General features: G+C 68.6%; 21 protein-coding genes and 3 tRNA genes. 9 read left to right on the top strand and 15 right to left on the bottom strand.

Annotation, left to right across the window (positions count from 1 at the left end):
• Positions 1-23 precede the first annotated feature (23 nt).
• The 3 genes from rpmG to ACYVLV_RS13460 all read right to left on the bottom strand — a co-directional run bounded on the left by rpmG (position 24) and on the right by ACYVLV_RS13460 (position 407).
• Positions 24-194, bottom strand: coding sequence for a 50S ribosomal protein L33 (rpmG, locus tag ACYVLV_RS13470; RefSeq protein WP_460810663.1), 171 nt, complete (start codon positions 192-194; stop codon positions 24-26).
• A 47-nt stretch (positions 195-241) separates the two neighbouring features.
• A tRNA-Met gene (locus ACYVLV_RS13465) sits at positions 242-315 on the bottom strand.
• A 19-nt stretch (positions 316-334) separates the two neighbouring features.
• Positions 335-407 (bottom strand) — tRNA-Thr (locus ACYVLV_RS13460).
• A gap of 30 nt (positions 408-437) precedes the next feature.
• On the opposite strand from ACYVLV_RS13460, the gene ACYVLV_RS13455 reads away from it, so the two are divergent.
• Positions 438-1,244 (top strand): thioesterase family protein, encoded by an 807-nt coding sequence (locus tag ACYVLV_RS13455; protein WP_460810661.1) that lies wholly within the window; start codon positions 438-440, stop codon positions 1,242-1,244.
• Between the two features lie 164 nt (positions 1,245-1,408).
• Here the strand turns inward: ACYVLV_RS13455 and ACYVLV_RS13450 are convergent, their stop codons facing one another.
• The 11 genes from ACYVLV_RS13450 to ACYVLV_RS13400 form a co-directional block, all read right to left on the bottom strand.
• Positions 1,409-2,809, bottom strand: a complete 1,401-nt coding sequence (locus ACYVLV_RS13450; protein ID WP_460810660.1) for an amidase — start codon at positions 2,807-2,809, stop codon at positions 1,409-1,411.
• Positions 2,810-2,885: 76 nt separating this feature from the next.
• Positions 2,886-3,593 (bottom strand): LrgB family protein, encoded by a 708-nt coding sequence (locus ACYVLV_RS13445; RefSeq protein WP_460810659.1) that lies wholly within the window; start codon positions 3,591-3,593, stop codon positions 2,886-2,888.
• Positions 3,586-3,954: a CidA/LrgA family protein gene (locus ACYVLV_RS13440; RefSeq protein WP_460810658.1), complete on the bottom strand. Its 369-nt coding sequence runs from the start codon at positions 3,952-3,954 to the stop codon at positions 3,586-3,588. The genes ACYVLV_RS13445 and ACYVLV_RS13440 overlap by 8 nt, the downstream gene beginning before the upstream one ends.
• A 7-nt stretch (positions 3,955-3,961) precedes the next feature.
• Positions 3,962-4,561, bottom strand: a complete 600-nt coding sequence (locus ACYVLV_RS13435) for a DNA-3-methyladenine glycosylase I (RefSeq protein ID WP_460810656.1) — start codon at positions 4,559-4,561, stop codon at positions 3,962-3,964.
• A 130-nt stretch (positions 4,562-4,691) separates the two neighbouring features.
• On the bottom strand, positions 4,692-5,417 hold the full coding sequence (locus ACYVLV_RS13430; RefSeq protein ID WP_460810652.1) for a flavodoxin family protein: 726 nt from the start codon (positions 5,415-5,417) through the stop codon (positions 4,692-4,694).
• A 97-nt stretch (positions 5,418-5,514) separates the two neighbouring features.
• A complete protein-coding gene (locus tag ACYVLV_RS13425; RefSeq protein ID WP_460810651.1) occupies positions 5,515-6,471 on the bottom strand; it encodes a pirin family protein in 957 nt (318 codons plus the stop codon).
• Between the two features lie 152 nt (positions 6,472-6,623).
• Positions 6,624-8,906, bottom strand: coding sequence for an FdhF/YdeP family oxidoreductase (locus ACYVLV_RS13420; RefSeq protein ID WP_460810650.1), 2,283 nt, complete (start codon positions 8,904-8,906; stop codon positions 6,624-6,626).
• 69 nt (positions 8,907-8,975) lie between these two features.
• A complete protein-coding gene (locus ACYVLV_RS13415; protein ID WP_460810649.1) occupies positions 8,976-9,278 on the bottom strand; it encodes a DUF1905 domain-containing protein in 303 nt (100 codons plus the stop codon).
• A gap of 4 nt (positions 9,279-9,282) precedes the next feature.
• Positions 9,283-9,960: a bifunctional 4-hydroxy-2-oxoglutarate aldolase/2-dehydro-3-deoxy-phosphogluconate aldolase gene (gene eda, locus ACYVLV_RS13410; RefSeq protein WP_460810647.1), complete on the bottom strand. Its 678-nt coding sequence runs from the start codon at positions 9,958-9,960 to the stop codon at positions 9,283-9,285.
• The gene (gene edd, locus ACYVLV_RS13405) at positions 9,944-11,896 is read right to left on the bottom strand and encodes a phosphogluconate dehydratase (RefSeq protein WP_460810645.1); all 1,953 of its coding nucleotides are present in this window, start codon (positions 11,894-11,896) and stop codon (positions 9,944-9,946) included. The genes eda and edd overlap by 17 nt, the downstream gene beginning before the upstream one ends.
• Positions 11,897-11,952: 56 nt before the next feature.
• On the bottom strand, positions 11,953-13,188 hold the full coding sequence (locus ACYVLV_RS13400) for a homogentisate 1,2-dioxygenase (RefSeq protein WP_460810643.1): 1,236 nt from the start codon (positions 13,186-13,188) through the stop codon (positions 11,953-11,955).
• An 80-nt stretch (positions 13,189-13,268) separates the two neighbouring features.
• On the opposite strand from ACYVLV_RS13400, the gene ACYVLV_RS13395 reads away from it, so the two are divergent.
• From ACYVLV_RS13395 to ACYVLV_RS13380, 4 genes are all read left to right on the top strand, one after another.
• A complete protein-coding gene (locus tag ACYVLV_RS13395) occupies positions 13,269-14,117 on the top strand; it encodes a hypothetical protein (RefSeq protein WP_460810642.1) in 849 nt (282 codons plus the stop codon).
• Complete coding sequence (fahA, locus tag ACYVLV_RS13390) at positions 14,114-15,253, top strand: fumarylacetoacetase (protein WP_460810641.1); 1,140 nt, start codon at positions 14,114-14,116, stop codon at positions 15,251-15,253. Before ACYVLV_RS13395 ends, fahA begins: the two co-directional genes overlap by 4 nt.
• Positions 15,254-15,345: 92 nt before the next feature.
• The gene (locus tag ACYVLV_RS13385) at positions 15,346-15,816 is read left to right on the top strand and encodes a nitroreductase family deazaflavin-dependent oxidoreductase (RefSeq protein WP_460810639.1); all 471 of its coding nucleotides are present in this window, start codon (positions 15,346-15,348) and stop codon (positions 15,814-15,816) included.
• 12 nt (positions 15,817-15,828) lie between these two features.
• Complete coding sequence (locus tag ACYVLV_RS13380) at positions 15,829-16,764, top strand: phosphodiesterase (RefSeq protein WP_460810637.1); 936 nt, start codon at positions 15,829-15,831, stop codon at positions 16,762-16,764.
• Positions 16,765-16,897: 133 nt separating this feature from the next.
• Here ACYVLV_RS13380 and ACYVLV_RS13375 read toward each other — a convergent pair.
• Positions 16,898-16,979: transfer RNA gene (locus tag ACYVLV_RS13375), tRNA-Tyr, on the bottom strand.
• A gap of 137 nt (positions 16,980-17,116) precedes the next feature.
• Here ACYVLV_RS13375 and ACYVLV_RS13370 point away from each other — a divergent pair.
• The 4 genes from ACYVLV_RS13370 (at position 17,117) to ACYVLV_RS13355 (ending at position 21,467) form a co-directional block, all read left to right on the top strand.
• Entirely contained in the window at positions 17,117-17,608 is a 492-nt protein-coding gene (locus ACYVLV_RS13370) for a YajQ family cyclic di-GMP-binding protein (protein WP_460810635.1), read from the top strand.
• Between the two features lie 108 nt (positions 17,609-17,716).
• The gene (locus ACYVLV_RS13365) at positions 17,717-18,181 is read left to right on the top strand and encodes an SRPBCC domain-containing protein (protein ID WP_460810633.1); all 465 of its coding nucleotides are present in this window, start codon (positions 17,717-17,719) and stop codon (positions 18,179-18,181) included.
• A 206-nt stretch (positions 18,182-18,387) separates the two neighbouring features.
• Positions 18,388-20,349 (top strand): 2-oxoacid:acceptor oxidoreductase subunit alpha, encoded by a 1,962-nt coding sequence (locus ACYVLV_RS13360; protein WP_460810630.1) that lies wholly within the window; start codon positions 18,388-18,390, stop codon positions 20,347-20,349.
• A gap of 2 nt (positions 20,350-20,351) precedes the next feature.
• Positions 20,352-21,467 carry a 2-oxoacid:ferredoxin oxidoreductase subunit beta gene (locus tag ACYVLV_RS13355; protein ID WP_460810628.1) on the top strand — a complete coding sequence of 372 codons (1,116 nt, stop codon included), beginning with the start codon at positions 20,352-20,354 and terminating at the stop codon, positions 21,465-21,467.
• Positions 21,468-21,506: the final 39 nt, after the last annotated feature.

Here is a 21,506-nt window from a genome sequence, read left to right as displayed (position 1 = left end):
CGGGAAGTGCGGTGGGTGAGGCGTCAGCGCGTCTCGCGGTGCGCCTGGTGGCAGCGGCAGCGCGGGCAGAACTTCGCCAACTCCATGCGGTCGGGGTTGTTGCGACGGTTCTTCTTGGTGATGTAGTTGCGGTCCTTGCACTCCACGCACGCGAGCGTGATCTTGGGGCGAACGTCTGAGCTCTTGCTGGCCACGGGTAGTCCTTTGTCTGGTGAATCCGGTGCAGAATGATTGATCTGTGTAGCGAGGGCGGGACTCGAACCCGCGACACCACGATTATGAGTCGTGTGCTCTAACCACCTGAGCTACCCCGCCAAGGGCCACTCAGACCCAGAGCCCCTTTACGGAATCGAACCGTAGACCTTCTCCTTACCATGGAGACGCTCTGCCGACTGAGCTAAAGGGGCAACGACGGAAGAGACTACACAGGAGGATGCGTGAACGAGAAATCGGATCTGAAGACGGCGTTCTACAGCCCCACGGGACGCACGGTCGAGGGCCACGAAGCCTTCGATTCGGCGAGCACCACCGCAGGACCATGGACGAGTCTGGCCCAGCATGGAGGCCCTCCGTCGGCGCTGCTGACGCGGGCGATCGAAGGGCTTCCGGAGGCTCGTGACCGGGTGATCGGACGGATCACCGTCGAGTTGTGGGGACCGGTTCCGGTGGGGCCGCTGACCACGATCGCCCGGGTGATTCGGCCGGGTCGGTCGGTCGCTCTGGCCGAATCGGAGTTGTATGACGCCTCGGCGGAACGCGTGGTGGCGACAGCCCGCGCGTGGCTGCTGCCCGACCACAACGGTGGCCCGGGCGTGGACCAGCCCCCGTCTCACACGCAGGCGGACGGCGTACTGCGACCACGGCCTACGAACTGGAACGGCGGCTACCTCGACGCTATCGACTGGCGCTGGATCCGCGGCGGCCTGGAGGAGCCGGGCACGGGGGTGGCCTGGATGCGATCACCTGCCCTCGTCGAGGGTGAGGCGATCAGCCCTGCGCAACGGGTGCTGACCTGCGTGGACTCCGCCTCCGGCATCAGCGCCGCCCTGGACCTGTCCGACTGGGCGTTCCTCAACACCGAGCTCACCGTGCACCTCCTACGCCCACCGGTCGGGGAGTGGGTCTGCGTCGACGCCGAGACGACCCTGGGCACCGGTGCGGTCGGGATCTGCACCTCCTCGGTCTACGACGAGCAGGGACTGGTCGCCCGGTCTGCTCAGACCCTCCTGGTCGTCCGCCGCTGATTTCCCACGAAGTTCGCCAGATGGGGACGCGAGGTTCGTCACATGGGGCGCCCAAGTTCGTCAGATGGGGACGCGAGATCTTCGCCGACCTTCGCGGGGGCCATTCGGCGTACCTCGTGGCCCCATTCGGCGTACCTCGTGGCCCCATTCGGCGAACTGCGTGGTCAGGCGTCGATGCGGGCGAAGGGGCGCGCTTCCTCGAGTTCGTAGGCCAGACCGAGCAGGGCCGCCTCGTGGCCGGCGCCCGCTCCGAACATCATTCCCTGCGGCAGACCGGAGGCGGTGGTGGCCAGGGGAAGCGAGATCGCGGGGTCGCCGGTGATGTTGTGCCAGGGCGTGAACGCCACCCAGGTGAGCAGCGCGTCCACGATCGTGTCGTAGTCCTGGGTGGGGTCGAGGTGGCCGATCCGAGGCGTCTCGGTGGCCAGGGTCGGGGTGAGGGTGACGTCGTACTTCTCGTGGAACGTGGCCGAGGCCCGCTCGGCGCCCTTGAGTCGACGGATCGCCCCGGGGACGCGGTGAGCGTTCCGGCGGGCGTGCCGGGCCAGGCCCAGGGTGAGGTTGTCGAGCTGCGACTTGTCCCAGCTGCGGCCGTGGTCCTTCCGCCCGGTGGCGACCATGAAGGTGGCCAGAACCGACCAGTAGAGCAGGAAGTCCGCTGGGAACGACTCACGAGCCGGGACCTCGGTCTGCACCACCGTGTGACCGAGTTCCTCCAGCAGTGCCGCGGTCTTCAGAGTCAGCTCGGTGACCTCGGGTGACGAGGTCTGGCCGATCCCGTTGGTCTGCATCGCGATGGTCAGACGCTTACGGCTGGGACGGGTGATGTCGCCGATCGGAGGCAGCTTCAGGTTGCGGTAGACCGACTCGCATTCGCGGAAGTACGCCGCTGTGTCGCGCACCGACCGGGTCACGACCCCGTCGGAAACGATCCGGATCGGTTGCTCCCGCATGATTTTGTCCTGGGCGAGCCGGTCCCGGGTCGGCTTGAGTCCGACCAGACCGTTCACCGAGGCGGGGATCCGGATGGAGCCGCCGCCGTCGTTGGCGTGGGCGATCGGCACCGCTCCGGCCGCGACCATCGCGGCCGAACCGGCCGAGCTCGCACCGGCCGTGTGGTCGGTCGACCAGGGGCCGCGCACCGGCCCGAGCCGCGGGTGCTCGGCCGAGGCGCTGAACCCGTACTCCGAGAGTTGGCTCTTGCCCAAGGGCACCAGGCCCGTGGCCAGGGTCATGTGCGCAAAGTCACCGTCGGCGGCGCACGGCCGACTCACCCAGGCATCGGCACCCTGAGCCGTCGGCATCCCGGCGACGTCGACGTTGTCCTTGAGGAAGGTCGGCACCCCGGCGAAGTACCCACCTCTCGGGGCACGAGCCTCGGCCCTGGCCCGGCCGTAGTCGGCGAACGCGACCCCGTTCAGATCGGGTTCGACGCGGCGTACCCGGGCGATGGCGGCGTCGATGACCTCGGGGATCGTCACGTCCCCCGATTGGATGGCTTGCACCAGTCCGACCGTGTCGAGGTGGCCCAGGGCATCGTCGGTGAAAGCGTGTACGCGGGTCATGGGCGACGAGGCTACCGAGGTGACGCATCCGTCGCGGCGGAACGGTGCCGAGGTGACGAATGTCGCGCTCGGCCCCTCAGCCCAGAACGAGGATGACCAGCGGAAGCACGAGGCTCGTGGCCAGTGCGGTGAGGCCCATGGAAAGCCCCGAGAACGCGCCCTCGACCTCGTCCTCGTGCAGCAGTCGCGACGTACCGATCCCGTGGGACACCGCACCGACCGCCAAGCCCCGCGCCCGCGGATCCCGGACCCGCAGCAGGTTGAGAACCAACGGCCCGGCCACGGCTCCGAGCATGCCCGCCAGGATCGCGAACGCGACCGTCAGCGGCGGCAGCCCGCCGATCCGCTCCGACAGGGCCAGCGCCACCGGGGTGGTGGTGGCCTTTGGCGCCATCGTCAGCGCCAGGGACTCCCCGCCTCCGAAGGCGCGCACGAGGAGGATCGCGCTGGCGGTCGAGACCACAGCCCCTGCGGTGATCGCGGCCAGCATCGGCAACCAGAGGCCCCGGAGACGGTGAGCCTGTCGGTGCAGGGGTACAGCGAGCGCCACGGTCGCGGGCCCGAGCAGGAAGGTGATCAGTTCGGTCCCCGACGCGTAGGCCGAGTAGTCGATGTCGAGCAGGACGAGGGCGGTGATGACCACGACCACCGCGACCAGCACCGGTTGGGCCAACGGGTGACCGTTGGTCCGGTCCCGCAGGAGGCAGCCCACGAGGTAGGCACCGATCGTGAGGGTGAGCAGGAAGATCGGGCTCTCGATCAGGGTGCGGATGGTGTCACTCATCGACGACCCCGGCCCGGGTCGGCATCAGGCGGCGCAACAGCACGGTCCCCCAGCCCACGACGACGAGGCCGAGGAACCACGACCCGATCACCGCGACCCCGATGGGCAGGGCGTCGGCGCGCACCACCGCGACGTAGACCATCACGCCCACCCCGGCCGGGACGAAGAGTAGTTGGAAGTGGGTCAGCAACATCTGGGCGGAGCGCACCACCGGAGCCTCGTCCGGCGTACGCCGCACCTGGAGGTAGGCGAACAGGACGACCAACCCGATCACCGGGGCCGGCACGGGGGCGTCGGTCAGGGCCACGACCGCCTCGCCGATCAGCTCGCAGACCAAGAGTCCGAGGAGCCCGAGGATCACCGTGCGCTCACGCGGTGGCACCGCGGCGGTGGCAGCCGACCAGGTGGGGGTCGAAAACGCCGAGGGCCTCCATCAGGGCGAACATCGTGGTGGGACCCACGAAGGCGAACCCGCGGCGCTTGAGTTCCTTGGACAGGGCCAACGACTCCGGTGAGGTGGTCTGCTGCTCGCTCGGGTGGGCCGGCGCGGGCGGCTCGGCGGGGGCGAAGGAGAGGATCAGGCGCTCCAACCCCTCCTGAGCCCGAAGTCCGATCGTGGCGCCGGCGTTGGTGATCGCCGCATCGATCTTGCGTCGGTTGCGCACGATCCGCGCGTCGGCCATCAACCGCTCGACGTCGGCGTCGTCGAAGGCCGCCACGGTCTCGGGGTCGAAACCGGCGAACACCTCCCGGAAGGCTTCCCGCTTGTTGAGGATCGTCGACCAGGACAGCCCGGACTGGAAGGCCTCGAGGGTCAGCCGTTCGAGGTACGCCGACTCCCCCGAGACCCGGTGGCCCCATTCGGAGTCGTGGTAGGCGCGCATCGTGCCGGGCGTCGTACCGGCCCAGGGGCAACGCGGCACCGCGTCGTCCTCACCCAGGACCGTCCCGTCGACACTTTCGCTCACGAAACCGCATCCTGCCCTACCCGTGAGTCGGCGCATCTTGACGCCCCCAGAGCCCCGAGTCGGCGCCAGTTGTTCAACTGGCGCCGACTCGAGCGTTCTCGGGCGTCAACTGATGCCGACTCGCGGAGGATCAGGAACGGTATTCGGGGTTCTCCCAGTCGAAGCGCTCCCCGTCGCTCCAGGCCGGGCGCACGTTGCCGTGGGCGGGGATCCCGCCGGAGGCCTTCAGCGCCTTCGCCATGTGCATCAGGTTCCAGGTCATGAAGGTGGTGTTGCGGTTGGTGAAGTCGTTCTCGGGTCCACCACTGCCCTCGTCGAGGTACGACGGCCCGGGACCCGCTTCCCCGATCCAGCCGGCGTCGGCCTGGGGCGGGATCGTGTAGCCGATGTGGCCGAGGCTGTAGAGGATGTTCATCGCACAGTGCTTGATGCCGTCCTCGTTGCCGGTGATCAGACACCCACCGACACGGCCGTAGAAGATCGACTGACCGGCGTCGTTCAGCTCGCCGGACAGGGCGTAGAGGCGCTCGATGATCACCTTGGTGATGCTGGAGTTGTCGCCCAGCCAGATCGGTCCCCCGATGACGAGGATGTCGCTGTCCAGGATGCCGGGGTAGATGTCGGGCCAGGCGTCGGCCTCCCACCCGTGCTCGCGCATGTCGGGGTAGACCCCGATGGCGATGTCGTGATCCACCGGACGGATCACGTTGACGTCGACGCCCTGCTTGCGCATCAGGGCCGCGCTGGCATCGATCAAGCCCTCGGTGTGACTCATCGCGGGACTCTTCTTCAGCGTGCAGTTGAGAAAGGTCGCCTTCAGATCGGAGAAGTCGTGGTCGGTTTCGGAAGTAGCCATGACTTCATCTTGTCTGCGACCACCAAGCCGGGCAAGGTTTCTCCGATCGAGGGCGCAGTGGTCTGGTCCCGCTTCCCCGCCGCCGAAGCAGGACTCCTCAGCGCCGTTCCTTCAATCTCGCGTTGGGCAGCCCGGGCGCGGGGATCGGGGGTGCCGGGTCGTCCTCGACCACGCCGAAACGGCCCGGAGCGACCCGTCCGGAGTCCTCGACGACACCGCCGTCCCGCTCGATCTGGGCCTCGATCTGGGCCTGCCAGTCCGCGCGGTAGCCGGCGATCTCCTCGTGGGTGCGGCCCACGAAGTTCCACCACATCACGATCGGCTCTCCGAACGGCGGTCCGCCGAGCAGCAGCAGACGCACCGGCTCCTCACCCGCGGTCAGGTGTATCGAATCGGTGCCAGGGGCGATGAAGGCGAGGGCATCGGCCTCCACCGGCTGGCCCGAGACGGACAACGAGCCGTCGTCGACCAGGACGCCGTACTCGAAGGTCGGGTCGGTCTCGACCGTCAACGAGATCCCCGGCTCCAGCCGTATCTCCGCCCCCAGCAACGGCGTGAAGGTCTCGACCGGCGAGGTGGATCCCAGCAGGGAACCGAGGAACACCAGGCCCCGCCAGCCCGGTCCGGTGACCGGCGCGGGGGCGTAGTGCGTGAACGCGGGGTCGGTATGACGCGCCGCATCGGGCAGGGCCACCCACAGTTGCGCACCGTGCAGGTAGCGGGTCGCCGGGGTGGAGTACTCGGAGTGGCTGATGCCCCGCCCGGCGGTCATCAGGTTCACCTCGCCGGGCCGCACCATGGCGTGATGACCGGCGCTGTCGCGGTGTTCGATCTCCCCACCGAAGAGCCAACTCACGGTCTGCAGCCCGGTGTGGGGGTGCGGGGCCACCGACATCCCGGCGGTCTCCTCGACGAGGTCGGGGCCGTAGTGGTCCACGAAGCACCACGCACCGATCAGGGAGCGCTGTCGCTGCGGGAGGGTGCGTCGTACGTTCATCGCCCGCAGACCGCCCAGGGGCACCTCACGTGGGGTCAGGATCTCGATACCGGGCACGTCATCCCCTGCTCTGTCTTTCGCGGACTGACCATCCTGCCCCACCTCCCCACGCCGAGTCGGCGCCTCTTGACGCCCAGAAAGGGGTGAGTCGGCGGGTATTGAAAAACTGGCGCCGACTCAGCGGTTCTCAAGCGTCAACACACGCCGACTCAGCGACGGTCCAAACGGACGATGATCGACTTCGAGGCGGGGGTGTTGCTGTGCTCGGCGACCGAATCGAGCGGAACCAACGGGTTCGTCTCCGGGTAGTACGCCGCCGCGCAGCCCCGGGGCTGGTCGTAGGCCACGATCCGGAAGGCATCGGCGCGCAGTTCGCGGCCGTTCCACTCGTTGACCAGGTCGACGATCTCGCCGTCGGCCAGGCCCAGCATCTCGATGTCGTCGGGGTGGCAGAAGATCACCCTTCGTCCTCCGGACACCCCGCGGTAGCGGTCGTCCAGGCCGTAGATGGTGGTGTTGAACTGGTCGTGGGAGCGCATCGTCTGCAGCAGCAGCCGCCCCTCGGGGACCTCGAGCAACGTGGTCGGGCTGACCGCGAACATCGCCTTGCCACTGGTCGTGGGGAAGGTCCGTGAGTCACGCGGTGGGTGGGGCAGGACGAACCCGCCGGGCCGACGCGCGCGCTCGTCGTACCCCTCACAGCCGGGGACGACGCGCGAGATGTGATCACGGATCCGGGTGTAGTCGCCACGCATGCCCGCCCAGTCGATGCCGTGCCGCTCGCCGAGGACCGCCTGCGCCATCGAGCACACGATGTCGACCTCGGAGCGCAACTGCGGCGAGGCCGGTTTCAGCGGTCCGTGCGAGGCGTGTACGGCGGACATGGAGTCCTCGACGGTGACCCGCTGCTCGATGCCTCCGGTCAGGTCCTTCTCGCTGCGACCCAGGGCGGGCAGGATCAGCGCCTCCTGGCCGGTGACGACGTGGGAGCGGTTGAGCTTGGTCGAGACGTGGACCGTGAGCTCGGCGTTCCCGAAGGCCTTCTCGGTCACCTCGGTGTCGGACACGGCGGCCACGAAGTTGCCGCCCATCCCGAAGAACACCTTCGCCTTGCCGTCGCGCAGCGCCTCGACGGCCGCGACGGTGTCGAACCCGTGCTCACGCGGGGGTTCGAAGCCGAACTCCTCCCCGAGGGCGTCGAGGAACGAGTCGGGACTCTTCTCCCAGATCCCCATGGTCCGGTCGCCCTGGACGTTGGAGTGGCCTCGCACGGGGCACAATCCCGCGCCCGGCTTGCCGATGTTGCCCTGGGCGAGGGCGACGTTGGTGATCTCCTTGATGGTGGCCACCGAGTTGCGGTGTTGGGTGATGCCCATCGACCAGCACGTCACGGTGGCCGCGGAGTCGGCGAACATCCGAGCCGCCTCCTCGATCTGAGCGCGCTCCAGCCCGGTCGCGCGGAGTACGACGTCCCAGTCGAGTTCCCGGGTCGAGGCGGCCCAGGCGTCGTACCCGTCCCCGTGCTCGGCCACGAACTCGTGGTCGATGGCGTCCCACTCGACCAGCAGTGCGCCGATGGCCTGGAACAGCGCCAGGTCGCCGTTGACGCGGACCGGGAGGTGCAAGTCGGCCAGCCCGGTGCCGACGAGCATCCCCTTGGGGGTCTGGGGGTTCTTGAACCGCACCAGCCCGGCTTCCTTCAACGGGTTGATCGCGAGGATCTTGGCCCCGTTCTGCTTCGCCTTCTCCAACGCGGTGAGCATCCGGGGGTGGTTCGTGCCGGGGTTCTGGCCGGCGATCACGATGAGTTCGGCGCGGTGGAGGTCATCCAGGCTGACCGACCCCTTGCCGACGCCGATCGACTCGGCGAGGGCGACCGAGGTGGATTCGTGGCACATGTTCGAGCAGTCGGGCAGGTTGTTGGTCCCGAAGGCCCTGACGAAGAGTTGGTAGACGAACGCGGCCTCGTTGGACGTCTTCCCGGAGGTGTAGAAGACCGCTTCGTCCGGCGAGGCGAGCCCGTTGAGGCGCTCGGCCATCAGGGCGAAGGCGTCGTCCCAGGAGATGGGGGCGTAGTGCGTGGCGCCTGCGCGCAGCACCATCGGTTCGGTGATCCGGCCCTGCTGCCCGAGCCAGTAGTCGGTGTGTTCGCGCAGGTGGGCGGCCGGGATCGCGGCGAAGAAGTCCCGACCGATGGTGCGGGTGGTGGCCTCCTCGGCCACCGCCTTGGCTCCGTTCTCACAGAACTCCGCCGCCTTGCGGTCACCCGGCTCGGGGTCGGGCCAGGCGCAGCCCTGGCAGTCGAAGCCGTCGGCCTGGTTGAGCTTGGTCAGCGTCCGCGCCGTCCGCAGGGGGCCCATCTGCTCGAACGAGCGCTTGAGGGCCACCGCAACCCCGGTCAGGCCGGCGGCCGCGTGGGACTCCCCTCCCACCTTCAGGTCCGATTCGTCGATCTCTTCGATGTCGTGACCGTGTCCACCCGGGAATGTCATGGCTCCATCTTCACCCCACGGCGCAAGCAGGCCAACCGCCCCTGCGGGCGATCGCTGCTCCGGTCGGGCTCAGGCCCCGATCACACGCAGGGTGACGTCGATCGAGTCGCCGGCCTCGACGCCCGCGTGACGGCGTACCGGCGCCTTGACCGGCAGCACGAACCCCCGACCGGACTCCGGGAAGACCGAGGTGCGCCAGGTCTGGTCCCCGACGGTGACCTCGACCCGCACCGACCCGAAGCCCTTGCTGGGTCCCCCGAGCATCCGGATCTCCTCGGTGAACTCGTCCGGGACGGTCACGAAGATCCAGCCCGTCGAGGGTTGCTTCGCCTCCCAGACCCACAACTCGGCGGTGAACGTGAGGGGGTCCATCGGCTCAGCGTAGGGCTGCGGCCTCGGCGGCCAACTGCTCCACACGGGCCCAGTCGCCGGCGGCCAGGGCGTCCGCCGGGGTGATCCACGACCCGCCGACACAGCCGACGTTGGGCAGAGCCAGGTAGTCGGGAGCGGACGCGAGGCTGATCCCGCCGGTCGGACAGAACCGTGCGGCGGCGACGGGCGAGGAGATCGAGGAGAGGTACGCCGTCCCACCCGACGCCTCGGCCGGGAAGAACTTCATCTCGGTGACGCCGGCCTCGAGCACGGCCAACACCTCGGAGACCGTGGCCGTCCCGGGCAGGAACGGCACCCCGGTCTCGAGCATCGCGTCCAGCAGCGCCGGTGTGGCGCCGGGCGAGACCAGGAAGCCCGCCCCCGCCTCGACGGCGCGGCGCGCCTGGTCGGGGGTGGTGACGGTGCCGACGCCCAGGGTGATCTCGGGGACCTCGGCCGCGATGGCCCGGATCGCGTCGAGCGCGACCGGGGTACGCAGGGTCAACTCGATCACCGGGAGTCCACCGGCGACCAGCGCGCGGGCCAGAGGGACCGCGACCGACACGTCCTCGACCACCACCACGGGGATGACCGGGACCAGGTCGAGCAAGGAGCCGAGCGATGCGGCGGGCGATCCGGCGGGCGATCGGTCGAGCGATGCGGTGTCAGACGTGGTCGGCAACGCGGACCTCCTGGTCGTAGATGGCTTGGTCGTGAGTGGGCTGGTCGTGAGCGGGTCGGTCGGGGCGCAGGTGGGCCGCGGTGGCGTCGTACGCCGGGAATACGCTGGCTCCGGTGTCGGCCGTGCCGACAGTGGCTCGGAAGGCCGCGAACAACTCGCGGCCGGTCCCGGCGAACTCCGTCGAGGTGGGCGCCCGACCGGTGCTCGGCCGCGCGAGCACGGTGTCGACCTCGGCGATCTCGAGGACTCCCCGGTCGGCATCGACGGTGATGAGGTCGCCCTCGATCACCTTGGCCAGCACACCGCCGAGGGAAGCCTCGGGCGTGACGTGGATGGCCGCCGGGACCTTCCCGGAGGCACCGGACATCCGGCCGTCGGTGACGATCGCGACGTGGCGTCCGCGATCCTGCAGGACGCCCAGGGCCGGGGTGAGTTTGTGCAGTTCGGGCATCCCGTTGGCCGCGGGTCCCTGGTAGCGGATGACGGCAACGAAGTCCCGGTCGTCGAGGTCGTGGGCGTCGAAGGCAGCCAGGAAGTCGGCCTGGTCGTCGAAGACGACGGCCGGGGCGCTGACCACTCGGTGCTCGGGAGCGACGGCAGAGGTCTTGATCACCGCGGTCCCCAGCGGTCCGTTGAGGATTCGCAGACCGCCGTCGGGTGCGAAGGGGTCGTCGACCGGTCGGAGGACCTCGGCGTCGAGGGTTTCGGTGGGCCCCTCGACCCAGGAGATCGTGCCGTCGTCCCCCACGCGCGGGTCGCGCGTGTACTGCCGCAGTCCGCGGCCCATCACCGTCAGCACGTCCTCGTGCAGCAGGCCGGCGTCGAGCAGGGTGCGGATCAGGAACGCGATGCCGCCGGCGGCGTGGAAGTGGTTCACGTCGGCCGAACCGTTGGGGTAGATCCGGCACAGCGACGGGACGACGGCCGACAGGTCGGCCAGATCTGACCAGGTGAGGTCGATGCCAGCCGCTCGGGCGATCGCCACGAGGTGCATGGTGTGGTTGGTCGAGCCTCCGCTGGCCAGCAGGGCCACACAGGCGTTGACGATCGCGGCCTCGTCGACGACCTCACCGATGGGAGCGGCCTCGACCTCGCCACGGGTGATGGCCGTGACGCGAGCCGCGGCGGCGTTGGTCAGGGCCTCGCGCATCGGGGTGCCGGGATTGACGAAGGACGATCCGGGCAGGTGGAGCCCCAGCACCTCCATGATCAGTTGGTTGGAGTTCGCGGTGCCGTAGAACGTGCACGTGCCCACCGAGTGGTACGACGCCGCCTCGGCCTCGAGGAGCTCATCACGGGTGGCCTTCCCCTCGGCGAACTCCTGCCGGACGCGCGCCTTCTCCTTGTTGGGCAGTCCCGACTCCATGGGACCGGCGGGGACGAAGATGGTCGGCAGGTGCCCGAAGGTGAGCGACCCGATGAGCAGACCGGGCACGATCTTGTCGCAGACCCCCAGCATCATCGCGCCGTCGAACATGTCGTGCGAGAGAGCGATGGCGGTCGACATGGCGATCACGTCGCGGCTGTAGAGCGAGAGCTGCATCCCCGCCCGGCCCTGGGTGACCCCGTCGCACATGGCCGGCACACCACCGGCGACCTGGGCGATTCCCCCGGCCCGGATCACGGCCTTCTTCAGCTGCCGCGGGTAGGTCTCGAAGGGCTGGTGGGCCGAGAGCATGTCGTTGTAGCTGGTGACGATGGCCAAGTTGGGCTTCACGGTGCCGCGCAGAGCGACCTTGTCGACCTCCCCGGCGGAGGCGAACCCGTGGGCGAGGTTCGCGCAGGCCAGCCGGGTCCTGGCCGGACCGGCCTCCGAGGCGGCACGGACCCGCTCGAGGTACGCCGCTCGCGACGCGGCGCTGCGGGCCACGAGCCGTTCGGTGACGTCGGCGAGCACCGGATGCAGGACCGGATGCAGAGGGATCGAATCGTTCATGAGAGCAACATTTTCACGCCGATTGGATCGATACAAGAGACCCGTCGGTAACCATCTCAACCCGTGGAAGGGGCATCTCCACCCGCAGCCCAGGTCCACGCGTACGCCGGGTCCTCGCAGGCCAACGCTGCTTCGCCCAGATCCAGGGGCGCGAAGGTGTCGACCATGACCGCCGATTCGGCGAAGAAGTCCACGCCGAGCGAGGCCTCGATGGCCGAGGGCTGAGGCCCGTGCGCGAGCCCGCCCGGGTGCAGCGAGATCGACCCGAGCGCGATCCCCGATCCCTTGCGGGCTTCGTAGTCCCCGCCGACGTAGAACATGACCTCATCGGAGTCCACGTTGGAGTGGTAGTAGGGCACCGGCACCGACAGCGGGTGGTAGTCGACCTTGCGGGGCAGGAAGTTGCAGATCACGAATTTCCACCCCTCGAAGACCTGATGCACCGGCGGCGGCTGGTGCACCTTGCCCGTGATGGGCATGTAGTCCTCGATGTTGAACGTGTAGGGGTAGAGGCAGCCGTCCCACCCGACCACGTCGAAGGGGTGGGTGGCGTAGGTCAGTCGGGTGCCGAGCAGTTGGCCGTTGGCGCGGTGCTTGACCAGGACGTCGGTCCCGGACGGGTCGGCTCCGGATGTGCTGCTCTCGTCAGGCTCTATCAGCGCGCCGGGCCCGTGCAGATCGCGTTCGCAGTACGGCGCGTGCTCGAGCAGCTGTCCGTAGCGGGAGAGGTACCGCTTGGGCGGCGCGATGTGACCGTTGCCCTCGATGACGTAGAGCCTCGACTCCTCGGCGGTCACCCACCGATGGGTGGTGGCACGGGGGATCAGGACGTAGTCACCGGCCCGGTAGGGCAGCGTCCCGAAGACCGTTTCGACCACACCGTGCCCGTCCTCCACGAAGACGCACTCGTCGCCGATCGCGTTGCGATACAGGGGCGAGGCGCCCGACTCGCCCACCTCGCCGGTTGAGTCCGCCACCACGTAGGAGATCCGTACGTCGGTGTTGGCCAGGATCAGGCGGCGCCCGGTGATCGGATCGCCATCGGTGGTCAGATCCGGCAGGCGCAGGTGACGCGGCTTCAGCGGATGGTTGGGCGTTCGGGTCTGGTCGGGCAGCTCCCAGACCTCCGAGGCGACGATGGCCGAGGGGACGCCGCGGTGATAGAGCAGGGAGGAGTCCGAGGAGAACCCCTCCTCCCCCATCAACTCCTCGTAGTAGAGGTGGCCGTCGGCGTCACGGTGTTGGGTGTGACGGTGCGGCGGCACCTGCCCCACCTGTCGGTAGTACGGCATCGACCCTCCAACGCTGAGCGAAACTATTCCGTTTATCGGACATCTGGTCCGCTATTCGACGGACTGTTACGGTACCCCGCATGCCGACTTCTGGGAACGCATGGACGGGACTGATCGACGACGCGGCGATCTTTCCCCCGGGCGACGCCGAACTCTCCGCCGCCATCGAGGCCCACGGGACCCGCGAGGAGGCGCCCGCTCGCCTGGTGCGCAGCTTCGTCGTCCGCGACACCGATCTTCCGGCCCTGGCCGGGTTCACCGACCCGGTCACCATCGTCCTGACCGGTGGCGCCGGGCAGGTCGACGGGGCGCTGCGCCAGGCTGCCAAGTTGGATCTGAGGGTCGTCGGGCTCGAGACGGCGCTGCGCGACCTGGACGACCTGGCCGGCAACGCGCGTCGGGTCACCACGGCGATCGAGAACGCCGAGGCCGAAGGACTCCTGGCGCCCCACACCGAGGTGTACGTCGAGATGCCCGCCACCCGCACCGACCACGGCTGGCTCGCGGCGGCCGACGAGATCGCCGCCATCGAGTTGCGGCTGAAGTTCCGCACCGGCGGCCCCGACGCCGACGCGTTCCCGACGTCCGCCGCGCTGGCCTCCTGGATCGACGCCGCCCTCGACCGGGAGACGCCCTTCAAGTGCACCGCCGGATTGCATCGAGCGGTGCGCCACACCAGCGCGGAGGGATGGGAGGAGCACGGCTTCCTCAACGTGCTGCTCGCGACGCTGCTGCTGTTCGACGGCGACCCCCGAGGCAAGAGCGTGCTGGAGGAACGGGACGCCGCCGCGCTTCTTGAATTGACCGAGGAGCACGACCTCACCCGCTCCCGCCGCTGGTTCACCTCGATCGGTTCCTGCTCGGTCGATGAGCCGTACGCCGACCTGGTCGCACTTGGGTTGATCGAGTCGGGACCGATCGACCAGTGAGCGGCTTCGGGCTCGACCACCTTCCCTACGGCGTCTTCTCCGTCGACGGCAACGCCCCGCGCATCGGGGTGCGCGTCGAGGACCGGGTCCTCGACCTCGCCGCCGCGCTCGATCGCCCGGAGTTCGCCCGCCACTCGCTGAACGCCTTCCTCGCACTGGGCCCCACGGCATGGGCCCAGACGCGGACCGAGGTGCGGGCCCTGGCCGAAGCCGAGGGGCCGTCGTACGCGCTGGCGGAGGTGGATCTCCACCTGCCGTTCGAGGTGGCGGACTACGTCGACTTCTACGCCTCCGAGCACCACGCCTCGAACGTCGGGCGGATCTTCCGGCCCGACGGGGAGCCCCTGCTGCCGAACTGGAAGCACCTGCCCGTCGGCTACCACGGACGCTCCGGGACGGTCCTGCCGAGCGGTACGCCGATCCGTCGGCCCTCCGGTCAGCGACGCCCACCGGACGCCGACGCCCCGACGTACGGCCCCAGCCAGCGCCTCGACATCGAGGCGGAGCTCGGCTTCGTCGTCGGGGTTCCCTCGCAGTTGGGCGAGCCGGTGCCGTACGACGACTTCCCCGCGCACGTCTTCGGGGTCGTGGGGCTCAACGACTGGTCGGCCCGAGACATCCAGGCCTGGGAGTACGTCCCCCTCGGGCCCTTCCTCGGCAAGTCCTTCGCCACCTCCATCTCCCACTGGGTGACGCCGCTGGCCGCGCTGGAGCACGCCTGGACCGAACTCCCGGGTCAGGACCCGCAGCCGCTGCCCTACCTCCTGCCCGGGGCGGGCTCCCCGCGTGGGCTGGACATCTCTGTCGAGGTGCTGCTGAACGGCGAGGTGATCAGCCGCCCGGCGTACTCCACGATGTATTGGTCCCCGGCCCAGATGTTGGCCCACCTGACCGCCAACGGGGCCTCGGTGCGCACCGGCGACCTCTACGCCTCCGGCACGATCAGCGGACCCGAGCCCGAGCAGCGCGGTTCGCTGCTCGAACTGACCTGGGGTGGGCGGGACCGCATCGAGGGAACGTTCGGGACCAGGACCTACCTCGAGGACGGCGACGAGGTGACCCTGCGCTACTCCGCTCCCGGCCCGTCGGGTCATCCCATCACCCTGGGCGAGGTCCTGGGCCGCGTCCTCCCCTGACCGGCTCCGAACCCTTGTTACTGACCGTCGTTACTACTACCGGACCGTTGTAACAGTCCGGTAGTAGTAACGACGGTCAGTAACATGCCCCCATGGGCCTCCTCACTCCAGTCGCGATCCGCATCGGTGCCATCGGATGGATGCCGAAGTTGCTGCCGCAGATCGTGTGGTGTGACAAGCGGTTGCAGAGCGCGACCAAGGGTCGGGTCACGGTGCTGGACATCGCCGGACTACCGAATCTGGCGCTCACGGTGGCGGGCCGGAAGAGCGGGATCCCCCGGACGACTCCCCTGCTGTGTGTGCCGCACGAGGACGGCTGGCTGGTCGCCGGGTCCAACTTCGGCGGCGAGGCGATGCCCCTGTGGGTCAACAACCTGCGCGCCGCCACGACCGCCAAGGTCCGGTTCAACGGATTGACCACCACCGTCTCCGCCCGCGAGATCGACGGTGAGGAGCGGGCCCGGATGTGGCAGGTCATGCTCCGGACCTGGCCGAACTTCGTGAAGTACGAAGAGCGCACGGACCGCCGGATCCCGGTGTTCTACCTCGAACCGACCTCCTGAGACGAGGGACCGATGGTCTTCGGGCAGCATCCCGCACCCACCCACGTCGTCGCCCACCTCAGCGACGTGCACCTGCTGGCCGACGGCGAGCTGCAGTACGGCAGCGTGAACCCCGAGGCCGGGTTGGAGCAGGTGCTCGACCGGCTCTCCCGCATCGACCCCCGGCCCCAGGTCCTCGTGTTCACCGGCGACCTCGCGGACCGGTCCGAGCCCGCGGCGTACGCCCGCCTGCGTGAGCTCGTCGAGCCGGCCGCAGCGGCGATGGGAGCCGAGGTGGTGTGGGTGATGGGCAACCACGACGAGCGCGCGGACTACTCCCTGGGCCTGTTCGGGGTCGCGTCCGACGAACCCCAAGATCGGGTGTACGACGTCGACGGGCTGCGCGTGATCGCGCTCGACACCACCGTGCCCGGCTACCACCACGGCGAGGTCAGCGAGGCTCAACTCGACTGGCTGCGCGAGCAGCTCGCCGTACCCGCCCCGTCCGGCACGGTCCTGGCCCTGCACCATCCACCGATCCCTCTGCCGATGCTGCCCGCCGCAGAGATCATCGAGCTGGCCGACCAGCACCGCCTCGCCGAGGTCGTCCGCGGCAGCGATGTCCGGGTCGTGATCGGGGGCCACTTCCACTACTCGAGCTACTCCACGTTCGCCGGCGTCCCGGTCAGCGTCGCGTCGGCCAGCTGCTACACCTGCGACCCGGCGCCGCTGGACCGCTACGTCTCCGGCGTCGACGGGGGCCAGTCGTTCACGATGATGCACCTGTACGCCGACCAGATCGTTCACACGGTCGTCCCGCTGGCCGAGTCACCGGAGGTGAGCGGCTTCCCCGCCGAGGCCGCAGAACTGATTCTCGCGCTCAGCCCGGAGGAACGACGCGAGGAGATCTCCCGGAAGGACTCGGCCTTCAACACCCGGACCGACGACTCGGAGATCCCCGGACTGTAACTGACTGTTACGACCTCTAGGCGGCGGATATACGCGCATGCCACAGGGCGTAACGGTCAGTTACGAGCGGATCGGACGAAAGGGCTTCCGAAATGAACGAAGCCCTCGTCCGGATCGCGGTTGAGGGCTTCGGTGGCAGGTGTTGGATTTGAACCAACGAAGTCGATGACGGCTGATTTACAGTCAGCTCCCTTTGGCCGCTCGGGCAACCTGCCAGGTTCGTGTCGCCCCACCATCTGCCTGAGCGTTTGGCGGGAGGACAACGAGGCGAAACAATAGCGCAGCACGACCCGCAGACGAAAAGCAGATCCACACCCGCCGCCCAACCAGCCGCACCAGCAAGGGGACCACCATGGCCGATTCCTCGTTCGACATCGTCAGCAAGATCGACCGGCAGGAGGTCGACAACGCCCTGGGGCAGACCGCCCGGGAAATCGCGACCCGCTACGACTTCAAGGGCACCGGCGCCACCATCGAGTGGCAGGGCGACGAGGCGATCGAGATCACCGCCTCCGCCGACGACCGCGCCAGCGCCGTACTCGACGTCTTCCAGACCAAGCTCATCAAACGCGACGTGAGCCTCAAGGTGCTCGACGCCAGCGAACCGCGTCCGTCCGGTCAGCAGTCCAAGATCGCGATCGCCCTGAAGGAAGGGATCTCGAGCGAGGACGCGAAGAAGATCTCGAAGCTCATCCGCGACGAGGGCCCCAAGGGCGTCAAGGCGCAGATCCAGGGCGACGAACTCCGGGTCTCCTCCAAGAAGCGCGACGACCTCCAGGCGGTCATCGCCCTGGTCCAGAGCCAGGACCTCGACTTCCCGGTGCAGTTCACCAACCGTCGCTGAGGCCTCCACCGGCTCCCTCCCGATTGGTCGTCCCAAGAGCCTCGGAGCGATCAAAACGGAGGGAACGAGCCCTCGCGACCAGGCCCACAAGCAACGCAGACAGGACCGATGAACCCCTCCGCCCACGCGACCATCCACGCGCCCCTCGAACTCGTGTGGGCGATCATGCTCGACACCGAGCGGTACGCCGAGTGGAACCCCTTCGTCGAACGCGCCGAGACGGTGACCCCAGCGAGGGTCGGCAGCCCGATCGTGCTGCACGTGCGATGGACCAACGGACGGTCCACGCGGTCTCCCGAGCGGATCAGCGCCCTAGAACCACCGCTGAGCACCGACGGGATGGCGGCGGCTCGCCTGTCCTACGTCTACGAGGGGATCCCCGCCAGACTCGGTCTGGTGCGGGGCACCCGCCATCAGCGCCTGCGCCAGGAGCCGGGCGGACCCACGACGTACGACACCGTGGAGGAGTTCTCCGGACCCCTGGTCCGGTTGGCCGGACCGGGCCGGGTGAGCGAGGGATTCCGTCGGCACGCCGAGGCGCTCAAGGCGCGGGCGGAGTCGATGACGGGCTGACCGACCGACCGGCCCCCCGGGCGCGACGCCGGCACTACCCCCGGGGTTCGGCCCACTGAGCGGCAGGAGTCGGCCCGTGACTCGGTTCGCGACTATCGTGGGGATCACGCCGCCAAGGGGATGACGCGAGAACTGAAACGTGTTCTAGTGGCGGGCATACCCGCAGTATGATCGCGGTAGGTCTAGAGACGACGAGGAAGTAGCCAGTGTCCGAGCAGGTGCAGGGTTCCAAGCAGGTCAAGCAGCTCGACCGGGTGATCATCCGTTTCGCGGGTGACTCCGGGGACGGGATGCAGCTCACCGGTGACCGGTTCACCCAGGAGTCGGCCGTGTTCGGCAACGACCTCGTGACGCTGCCGAACTTCCCCGCCGAGATCCGGGCACCTCAGGGCACCATGGCGGGCGTCTCGTCGTTCCAGGTCCACTTCGCCGACCACGACATTCTCACCGCAGGTGACGCCCCCGACGTACTGGTGGCGATGAACCCGGCCGCGTTGAAGGCCAACCGCGACGACCTGCCCAAGGGCGCCACGATCATCGTGGACTCCCACGACTTCACCAAGCGCAACCTCGCCAAGGCCGGGTACGACGCCGACCCGTTGGCCACTATCGGCGACGCCAACGACCAGTTGGCCGACTTCCAGGTCTTCCCGGTGGATCTGACCGGAATGACCGTCGAGGCGGTCAAGGAGTTCGGCCTGTCCCGCAAGGACGCCTCCCGGGCGAAGAACATGTTCGCCCTGGGGTTGTTGTCCTGGATGTACGGCCGCCCCACCGAGTCCACGGCCGCCTTCTTGGAGAAGCGGTTCGCGAAGGTCCCCGACATCCGGGACGCGAACATCACCGCCTTCAAGGCCGGCTGGTACTTCGGCGAGACCACCGAAGCCTTCGCGATCCAGTACGAGATCAAGCCCGCCGCCATGGCCCCGGGCGTCTACCGCAACATCACCGGGAACCTGGCACTCTCCTACGGCCTGGTCGCCGCCGGTGTGCAGTCCGGACTCCAGATCTTCCTGGGGTCCTACCCGATCACCCCGGCCTCCGACATCCTCCACGAGTTGTCCAAGCACAAGTCGTTCGGCGTCACCACGCTGCAGGCCGAGGACGAGATCGCCGGGATCGGTGCCGCGATCGGCGCCTCCTTCGCCGGTTCCCTCGGCGTGACCACCACCTCGGGTCCCGGGGTCGCGTTGAAGTCCGAGGCCATCGGTCTGGCCGTGATGACCGAACTGCCGCTGCTGGTCATCGACGTCCAGCGTGGCGGACCCTCCACCGGGCTGCCGACCAAGACCGAGCAGTCCGACCTCATGCAGGCCATGTTCGGCCGCAACGGTGAGGCGCCCGTCCCGATCGTGGCGCCCCAGTCCCCCGGCGACTGCTTCGACGCTGCCGTGGAGGCCGCCCGGATCGCCATCACCTACCGCACGCCGGTGATGCTGCTCTCCGATGGCTACCTCGCCAACGGGTCCGAACCGTGGAAGATCCCCGACGTGGACGCCCTCCCGGCCATCGACCCGAACTTCACCACCGAGCCCAACCACACCAAGCGGGGCAAGACCGGGGAGGACGAGCCGGACTTCTGGCCCTACCTGCGCGACGAGGAGACGCTCGCCCGCCCCTGGGCCATCCCCGGAACCCCCGGACTCGAGCACCGCATCGGCGGCCTGGAGAAGGGCGACGGGCACGGCAACATCTCCTACGACCCGGCCAACCACGACCTGATGGTCCGCACCCGCCAGGCCAAGATCGACCGGATCGCCGACTCCCTGCCCCCGCTCGAGGTCGACGACCCGTCCGGCAAGGCCAAGGTCCTGGTCATCGGTTGGGGCTCCACCTACGGGCCCATCGGCGCCGGTTGCCGCCGGGTCCGCAAGGCCGGGTACGACGTCGCTCAGGTCCACCTGCGCCACCTCAACCCGTTCCCCAATGATCTGGGCGACATCCTCAAGGGCTACGACAAGGTCCTGTGCCCCGAGATGAACCTCGGCCAGCTTTCGCTGCTGCTGCGCGGCAAGTACCTCGTCGACGCCATCGGCTACAACGTCGTGCGCGGTCTGCCGCTCAAGGCGGCCGAGCTCGCCGACGCGATCGGCGAACTCGTCGCCGCCGCCGAGGGCATCGAGGTCGACCTGACCCCCACGAACCACGACAACGAATGGGAGCTGTGACCATGACCGCCACCGATTCCACCATCGGCAGTGTCGGCTTAGGGATCCCGGCCTTCCGCTCCGGCACCGAGGGCGTCCCCACGGTCGACCCCGAGGCCCCGGCCCAGACGGGCAAGGAGTTCTCCTCCGACCAGGAGGTACGTTGGTGCCCCGGGTGCGGCGACTACGCCGTCCTCAAGGCCGTCCAGTCCTTCCTGCCCGAGCTCGGTCTACGCCGGGAGAACATGGTCTTCGTCTCCGGCATCGGTTGCTCCTCGCGGTTCCCGTACTACCTGGACACCTACGGCTTCCACTCGATCCACGGCCGCGCCCCCACCATCGCCACGGGCATCGCGACCGCGCGAGAGGACCTCAACGTCTGGGTCGTCACCGGCGACGGCGACGCCTTGTCCATCGGCGGCAACCACCTCATCCACGCTCTGCGCCGCAACATCAACATGACGATCTTGTTGTTCAACAACCGGATCTACGGCCTCACCAAGGGTCAATACTCCCCCACCTCCGAGGCCGGAAAGATCACCAAGTCCACCCCGATGGGATCACTGGACCACCCGTTCAACCCGGTCTCCCTGGCGCTGGGCGCCGAGGCGACCTTCGTGGCCCGCACCATCGACTCGGACCGCAAGCACCTCACCGAGGTCCTGGCCGCGGCCGCCGCCCACCGCGGCACGTCGCTGGTCGAGATCTACCAGAACTGCAACATCTTCAACGACGGCGCCTTCGAGTCCCTCAAGGACCGCGACACCAAGCAGGACGCTCTGATCCCCCTCGAGCACGGGCAACCGATCCGCTGGGGATCCGACAACGACAAGTGCCTGGTGCGTGACGAGGCCACCGGCGGGGTCCGCGTCGCCCAGATCAGCGACGTCGGTGAGGACGCCATGATCGTCCATGACGCCCACAGCCCCGACCCCTCGATGGCCTTCGCGATCTCCCGGCTCACCGACTCGGGTTATCTGAACCAGTCACCGGTCGGGATCTTCCGACAGGTCGAGCGGGCGACGTACGACGATCAGGCCCGCGCCCAGGTCGCCTCCGCCGCCGACGCGGCCACCGGCGAACCCATCGACCGCCTGAGTTCCCTGATCACCGGTGGCGACACCTGGACCGTGGTCTAGGACCTACCTTCGGACTCAGCTGTCCTCGAGCTCGACAAC

The organism is Nocardioides salsibiostraticola (assembly GCF_054783655.1).
Note: the sequence above shows the minus strand (reverse complement) of the source record. Positions and strands in the feature narration are given on the sequence as shown.

Excerpts from the sequence above, each read along its gene's own strand:
- ACYVLV_RS13450 (WP_460810660.1), bottom strand. The coding sequence starts at position 2,809 with ATGACCCGCGTACACGCTTTCACCGACGATGCCCTGGGCCACCTCGAC.
- ACYVLV_RS13445 (WP_460810659.1), bottom strand. The coding sequence starts at position 3,593 with ATGAGTGACACCATCCGCACCCTGATCGAGAGCCCGATCTTCCTGCTC.
- ACYVLV_RS13430 (WP_460810652.1), bottom strand. The coding sequence starts at position 5,417 with ATGGCTACTTCCGAAACCGACCACGACTTCTCCGATCTGAAGGCGACC.
- ACYVLV_RS13420 (WP_460810650.1), bottom strand. The coding sequence starts at position 8,906 with ATGACATTCCCGGGTGGACACGGTCACGACATCGAAGAGATCGACGAA.
- ACYVLV_RS13415 (WP_460810649.1), bottom strand. The coding sequence starts at position 9,278 with ATGGACCCCCTCACGTTCACCGCCGAGTTGTGGGTCTGGGAGGCGAAG.
- edd (WP_460810645.1), bottom strand. The coding sequence starts at position 11,896 with ATGAACGATTCGATCCCTCTGCATCCGGTCCTGCATCCGGTGCTCGCC.
- ACYVLV_RS13400 (WP_460810643.1), bottom strand. The coding sequence starts at position 13,188 with ATGCCGTACTACCGACAGGTGGGGCAGGTGCCGCCGCACCGTCACACC.
- ACYVLV_RS13395 (WP_460810642.1), top strand. The coding sequence starts at position 13,269 with ATGCCGACTTCTGGGAACGCATGGACGGGACTGATCGACGACGCGGCG.
- ACYVLV_RS13385 (WP_460810639.1), top strand. The coding sequence starts at position 15,346 with ATGGGCCTCCTCACTCCAGTCGCGATCCGCATCGGTGCCATCGGATGG.
- ACYVLV_RS13380 (WP_460810637.1), top strand. The coding sequence starts at position 15,829 with ATGGTCTTCGGGCAGCATCCCGCACCCACCCACGTCGTCGCCCACCTC.
- ACYVLV_RS13370 (WP_460810635.1), top strand. The coding sequence starts at position 17,117 with ATGGCCGATTCCTCGTTCGACATCGTCAGCAAGATCGACCGGCAGGAG.
- ACYVLV_RS13365 (WP_460810633.1), top strand. The coding sequence starts at position 17,717 with ATGAACCCCTCCGCCCACGCGACCATCCACGCGCCCCTCGAACTCGTG.
- ACYVLV_RS13355 (WP_460810628.1), top strand. The coding sequence starts at position 20,352 with ATGACCGCCACCGATTCCACCATCGGCAGTGTCGGCTTAGGGATCCCG.